The organism is Okeania sp. SIO2F5, from assembly GCF_010692685.1.
Taxonomy (GTDB): Bacteria; Cyanobacteriota; Cyanobacteriia; order Cyanobacteriales; family Microcoleaceae; genus Okeania; species Okeania hirsuta.
The window spans coordinates 1-6,443 of the sequence record NZ_JAAHGU010000229.1 but is presented as its reverse complement, the minus strand read 5'-3'; the positions used below and the strand labels follow the sequence as shown (position 1 = coordinate 6,443).

6 protein-coding genes are annotated in these 6,443 nt (G+C 36.3%); 5 read left to right on the top strand and 1 reads right to left on the bottom strand.

The features are described from left to right. Positions 1-180: 180 nt before the first annotated feature. On the bottom strand, positions 181-996 hold the full coding sequence (locus tag F6K27_RS31900) for a sirohydrochlorin chelatase (RefSeq protein ID WP_240041647.1): 816 nt from the start codon (positions 994-996) through the stop codon (positions 181-183). Positions 997-1,334: 338 nt separating this feature from the next. On the opposite strand from F6K27_RS31900, the gene F6K27_RS31895 reads away from it, so the two are divergent. The 5 genes from F6K27_RS31895 to F6K27_RS31875 all read left to right on the top strand — a co-directional run bounded on the left by F6K27_RS31895 (position 1,335) and on the right by F6K27_RS31875 (position 4,684). Further along, positions 1,335-1,664: a hypothetical protein gene (locus F6K27_RS31895; RefSeq protein WP_124143066.1), complete on the top strand. Its 330-nt coding sequence runs from the start codon at positions 1,335-1,337 to the stop codon at positions 1,662-1,664. Between the two features lie 118 nt (positions 1,665-1,782). Further along, on the top strand, positions 1,783-2,112 hold the full coding sequence (locus F6K27_RS31890) for a hypothetical protein (RefSeq protein ID WP_287243879.1): 330 nt from the start codon (positions 1,783-1,785) through the stop codon (positions 2,110-2,112). 428 nt (positions 2,113-2,540) lie between these two features. Continuing rightward, positions 2,541-2,783: a hypothetical protein gene (locus F6K27_RS31885; RefSeq protein WP_124143065.1), complete on the top strand. Its 243-nt coding sequence runs from the start codon at positions 2,541-2,543 to the stop codon at positions 2,781-2,783. A 262-nt stretch (positions 2,784-3,045) separates the two neighbouring features. Beyond that, the gene (locus F6K27_RS31880; protein ID WP_287243877.1) at positions 3,046-3,255 is read left to right on the top strand and encodes a hypothetical protein; all 210 of its coding nucleotides are present in this window, start codon (positions 3,046-3,048) and stop codon (positions 3,253-3,255) included. Between the two features lie 235 nt (positions 3,256-3,490). Continuing rightward, on the top strand, positions 3,491-4,684 hold the full coding sequence (locus F6K27_RS31875; RefSeq protein WP_287279859.1) for a glycosyltransferase family 4 protein: 1,194 nt from the start codon (positions 3,491-3,493) through the stop codon (positions 4,682-4,684). The last annotated feature ends 1,759 nt before the right edge of the window (positions 4,685-6,443 follow it).

Genomic DNA, 6,443 nt, shown 5'->3' with positions numbered 1-6,443 from the left:
TTAAGAGGGAAGATTTGGGGAGAGATAATACAAAAAATTCAACACTCCTTCAACTGAATTTTCCTCAAAATTAATGCGCGAAAAGACTTGACTACCATAATTATATAGATCTCAAATGGGTTCTATAAACCTACTTTCATACCTTAATTCAGCAATGCCCAAAATTCCTCCGACTCCCTTCTATTCAGTTTCGCTAATCAAGTCCAAAACTAATTTAGCTAATTCATCAGTTGCCCCAAGAGGTTCACTCAGGCAGAATTTAATAGCAGGGTATATTTGAGTAAATTGATTAACTGTATCAGCGATCGCATCAGTAATACCCCCATTAAACAGAAAATAAGGCAAAATTCCAATTCTTTGATATCCTTGTCTGATTAATATTTCAACTCTTGATTTCAGGTCGGGACAAACAGACCAATAAGCAGTACAAACCAAAACTTGACAACTACTTGCAAGAGACTCGGCTATTTTTTCCACAGGTTCATTGCCACCAGGACGACGACTACCATGAGAAATAACTACCCAAGCATCAGCAGTCACGGAAGTTACTTTAGCTGCCAGTAAACGTGCCATTTCTGGATGAGAACCAATATAGGGGCATAGAGTGATTTTACTTTGGCTATAAGTTTCTGAGTTAAATTCAGATTTTTGCTTACTTTTTTCCTTTGCTTTAACCTTGTGCCTGAATACCTCTACTTCTGCTGGAATATCCTCTGTGACATGAACTCCAGGTAATAAAAATAAAGGTATAATTTTAACTTGATTAATGTAGAGCGATCGCCTTTTTTCCCAAAAATCTTCAATTTGTTCGTGCAGAGATTTAAGTCCCAGTTCTAAAACTCCTGTACCAATCAAAGGACATTTGAGAAGATCATTACTTGTCAAATTTCCAGTTAAATTTATTTGCCTAGATAAAAGTCCAGCTAGTATGTGTAATTCTAGGAGCGATCGTGGGTCACGACTACCATGAGATACTAAAAAATAGGTTGATAGCAATTTTAACTTTGACCTAATTATTATATAGATATATAAATATTAAGTAACACTTTTGAACAATTTTCATCCTGATTTAATTAAAATTGTATGTATATTCCTACACATTAACTCTATTCACTTTCTCTGGATATTCGGTAAAAGTCCAATCAATCTCTAATGAGTGAATTTTTTTTTGTCCAGTAGATCTATAAAGTGTTTAATTGATAATTAGAATACTTACTTTGTGCCCAGTTAATATTGGTAACTGTATATAAAGATTAAATATTTTTGAGAATAATCTGCTATGATTATTATAGATATCAATATACTTAAGTAGAAAACACACAAGGAGAAAAAAAATGGCCAAAGAAGATGTGAAAAGCGTTACCGTACTACAAAGTGATGATGACTTTGGTGGCTCTCCAGAAACCCTCTATGGAAAGTCCCCTAAAAGCACGAAAAAGAAAAAGAAAAAACAGGCACGTGCTTTGAAGCCTTATGAAAAAATGGTATTTTCAATGGCTAAAAGCTATGACAAAGCTAGTAAAGAGTATCGCGATCGTCACGAAAAGTCTAACAAAAAGAAGAAAAACGGTTGGATTAAAGATTTCCCCAAAAACTATAACAAGGCTATGTCTAAGTTGGGTGGAAGTGGAATGGGTGTAATGGGTGTTAAATTGTTTGAATAATTAACGTATTAATGCCTGCCCATTAGACATCTCCAAAATCGGTATTTTTGGAGATGTCTAAAGATAAATATCTACTAATATATATTGTTGAGTAGAAAATATTCAGAGGAGAAATAAAGTGGCTAAAGAAGACGTAAAAAGCGTTACTGTGTTGCAAAGTGATGATGACTTTGGTGGGGATCCAGCAACCCTCTATGGTAAATCAGCTAAAAGGAAAAAAAAGAAAAAGAAAAAGCAGGCACGTGCTTTGAAGCCTTTAGAAAAAGCTGTATTCAGAACGGCAAAAATGTATGATAAGGCTACCAAAGAGTATCGTGATCGTCACGAAAAATCTAACAGGAAGAAGAAAAACGGTTGGATTAAAGATTTCCCCAAAAACTACAGTAAGGCAATGTCCAAAATGGGCGGGTTAGGCTATGGCTATATGGGTATTAAGTTGTTTGAATAATTCAAATATTAATACTGATTAGCAGAAAGTCCAACTAATATAGAAAGTTTTACTTGCAACTTTCATATCAGCCAAGAATTTAAGTGCAATGTACTTTTTACATCACGATGAGTGAGACTTTTGAAAAAGGAGTCGGACTCAAGCAAAATCTGGAGCAGCGAGATGCTCCATAAATGGAGCAGGAAGCTTAGATGATTAATATAGCCTTGCTATTAGTTAAGTTATGAGGAGTAGTTAAAAGCTAAGAATTAATTGGCATCATACTCCTCATGTTCATATTGGTGAATGGCAGGTTTGAGAGGGACTTTGTCAAACTAACTCAGTCAATATACAACCAATAACAAATGCAAGAAAAAAATAATTGCAGGCTTTTGGTAAAATTTCCTCTAGTAACATAATAATTAGCAAGCATTAAGGAGATCAAAAAAATGGTAATGTCATCAGATACTAGTGAAAAAAGCGTAAAGCAACAATCAAACACGGTTATTTTAGAGTTTGGAGGAGCTAAGAGTGACGATATCAATGATTTACGCAGAGGTGAGGGTAAGGTATTCAAAAGAATAGGCCAAACAATTGAGAAACTACAAGAATCAGGCGAAGTTTCAGATAACATACAACCCATAATTGTGATTCTCAAGAAAAAGAAAAGTAAGAAAGGACTTTTAGACTAAGAATATTTTCTGGCTTTAGTTATAGTGAGTGTAAGTGTTGTAGCTTCCTTTAAAAGTTTCATAACTTAAGTTATGACTGATACAATAACCTTTCGCTCGACTTCGAGCATAATGCTCGAAGTTATGTATGTTAGGTGAAATAGCAGTCTTATCTCCTAGTTATGATAAATTTCGAGAAGGGCATGAAACCCAAAAATGATCGAAATTTTCCCTAGCAACATAAGTTAAATTAAGTAGTAAAAATTTAAGGAGAACAAAAAAAATGACACAACAGGCCAACACAATTATTTTTGAAATGAGTGGTGCAGATAAAGACGATATCTATGATTTTCGGAGGGGCCAAGGTAAGATATTCAGAAGAGTACGGGATGCTATAGAACAATTAAAAGAAGAAGGTGCAGTTGATGAGAATGCACAGCCTGTAATTGCCCTAGTCCAGAAAAAGAAAGATAAAAAGGGACTCTTAGACTAGAAAAATTAAAACCTACGCAATGTACTAATTTTGCTTTCAAGCTGATAGTAACGTATCTTAGAGATAGAGTTGCGCTTTAAGTCCAATAACAATTAAATCAAGCCCTGCTTGTATAGTGAGGGCTTGATATTTTTGTACTTATTAACTAAGAGTAAATAATTTTTTTATGTATTTGATTCAAGGTGTATCAAAATCCCGTATACTTCAAGAGAAATTATAAGTTCAAGTTGATAACGTGAAGATACTATTAGTCTGCACAGAAAAGTTACCAGTGCCTAATGTCCGAGGTGGGGCTATCCAGACATACATAGACGGTATTCTACCTTACCTAAAACGAGAGCATGAAATCACAGTATTCTCCATAGCAGACCCTGATTTACCAGATCGAGAAATTAGAGACAATATTTGTTACGAGCGCACTACTGCCAACACTTCAGAAGAATACTATCAAATAGTAGCCAAATTTGTAGAAAGGAAAAATTTTGATTGGATAGTAATTTACAACCGTCCCAAGTATGTGTCCTTGGTTGCCAAAGCAGCTCCCAATAGTCGCTTTCTTCTTAGTATGCATAACGAAATGTTCTATGCTAAAAAAATTGAACCACAAGAAGCAATTAAATGCTTGGAGCGAGTAGAAAAAGTAGTCACAGTCAGTAAATTTATTGCTGATGGTATTGCTAAGTTATTTCCAGAATATAAACACAAGCTGCAACCGGTATATGCTGGAGTAGACCTCAAGCGCTTTCAGCCAAGGTGGGCAGAAGGAGTAAAAGAGAAACGAGAAGCAATGCTGGCGACTCATGGGTTGGAGGGTAAAAAAGTAGTCCTCTGCGTGGGAAGGTTGACAGATAAAAAAGGACCTCATCTGTTAATATCTGCGATCGCCAAAATAATCAAAAAACATCCATCTGCTGTATTATTGCTAGTAGGAAGTAAATGGTACGGCAATAACAATGAAAATGATTATGTCCGTGAAATTAAAGCAGAAGCAGAAAAGTTAGGGCAAGCAGTTCAGCTGACTGGTTTTATCTCACCATCAGAAGTAGCAGATTACTTTTTGTTAGGGGATATATTCGTGTGTGCATCTCAATGGGAAGAGCCTCTAGCTAGGGTGCATTATGAAGCTATGGCAACAGGACTATGCACTATTACTACTGCTAGGGGGGGAAATCCTGAAGTAATTGTTCCCGGAAAAAATGGTATTGTCATCTCAGACTACGACAATCCTGATACCTTTGCTACTGAGATAAACTACTTATTGTCAAAACCAAAGAAGAGTGAAAAAATGGGAAGAACAGCACGTGATCTAGCAGAATTATATTACAGTTGGTCAAGAGTAGCTTGGGATATTTTGAGTATTATTAATGACTCAACATCAATTTCGGTAGAAACGCTACAAGACATAAAAGAAACTAAGGAAGCAGGATAAATCTAAATTTGTCCGCATTTTGTGAAAGGAAAAAAAGGATATAAAGTCTAAATATTTCTTAGCTTAGTCTGATTTTCATAGGTATTGGTAAACATAAAACTAAAAGCAATAGCTGCACATTAATATATGAAAAATGAGCAATAATTTTCGGCGTTGTTGAATAAATGTATGATTTCACAGGATTCAAGAGTCAGGATTCAGGAGGACTAAGCCAGGAGTCAGTAGGTAGAAAGGAGTTTTTCGGTGATTAAATAGGAAGAAATAGGTATAATTTGCACTATTGTTTTGGCTAAAAATTTACCACTAGTTGAATTTCTCAAATCAGCAACGCCGAATTTTCTAAATTAATTGATCTTCTCCAGTATCGCTCCCTAAATCAATCCGATCAAAAAGCTTACACTTTCCTTAAGAATAGTGAAAAAGAAATAGAAAGTATCAGTTACAGAGAATTATAGCGCTGCGCGCAGGCAACAGGCAATAGGGGGAATAAAAAGCTGATAATATAAGATTTTAGCTATTGGACACCTCCTGCAATTTGTAAATATGCCAGCGCACATTGCTATAGATGAAAAAGCACAGGCGATCGCTGTAGAGCTTCAAAAGCAGCAGATGGGTAGCAAAGAAAGGGCGTAGTATCTGGTGATGGTGCCTATGATATAGCTGCCGCACTTGCTCCACCAACAGCGCAATTGCTACCAGGAGGCCAAAAACAGAGGTGCAAAACCAATCATACCACCTCGTAAAGATGCCGTGCCACAGCACAGCATGGCAAGAGCAAAGCTTCACCCCATCCCAGGGATGAAAACCTTAGACAGATTCATTTTGTAAGGTGGGGTGAAATAAATGGAAGCGCAAGAGTGGTTACTATCGACGTTCCCTATCTGTTTGCGCAGCATTCCGTAGGAAAACTATACTGAAACAAAAATGGTTATTCTTAAGTTGGATAGCAGTTTTTATTACCACCAGCTTTATATAAGCAGTGATTTTGCCGCGATTAAATACCGACTTCGTGGGATTTATAAATCATAAAACAAGATGCTTGTCAATCCCATAAAATCAACCCATTTTGAAAAAAAAGTACACCTTTCCTCTTAGACTTTAGACAGTAATGGATATGTCCCTTTTATTTCTATCGCAAGAGAAATGTTCCTTTGGGGAGGGTCATAAATCCGTGAAAGTAAATTCCTGCCAGGCGTTCGCGCCTCGGCCAAGAAAAAAAAGAGCGATCGCCCCAGGATAGAAGCGATCGCTCTTACTTATAGCGGTTTTCACAAAGGTAGACTACAGAAAAATATAAGTATGTTTGAAGTTTGATAAGTTACAAACTTGATAGCTGTATTCTATGTTAATGAAAACCGCTATAATAAGCAAAATAGGCGAACACTCTCCCAATCGAATCGGTTTCTCGGCATCACCAGCAAAAGCAAAGGCGATTGCTCCCCAATGCGATCGCCAGTTTGTATATCTTTTTTTCATAATCGCTGATACGGCGGTTATGATTCATCGCTTGTGACAAAAGAAAAGGTGGGTCTAAGATTGCGATTAGTAACCGTAACCTTGGGGTTTTAATGCAGAAACATAGCCTTCATTTACTTCTACTGAAAAGTAAGCAAATAACTCCGTACAAGTTGATGTATAGCAATGAGCGCTGGCATCTTTACATATTACATAAATATTGATAATGTAACATAAAAGTAACTGTATGAGCTGTATTTTTCATAAATTAGGCGATCGCTAAAGGTTAAAGTTTTAAGGATGC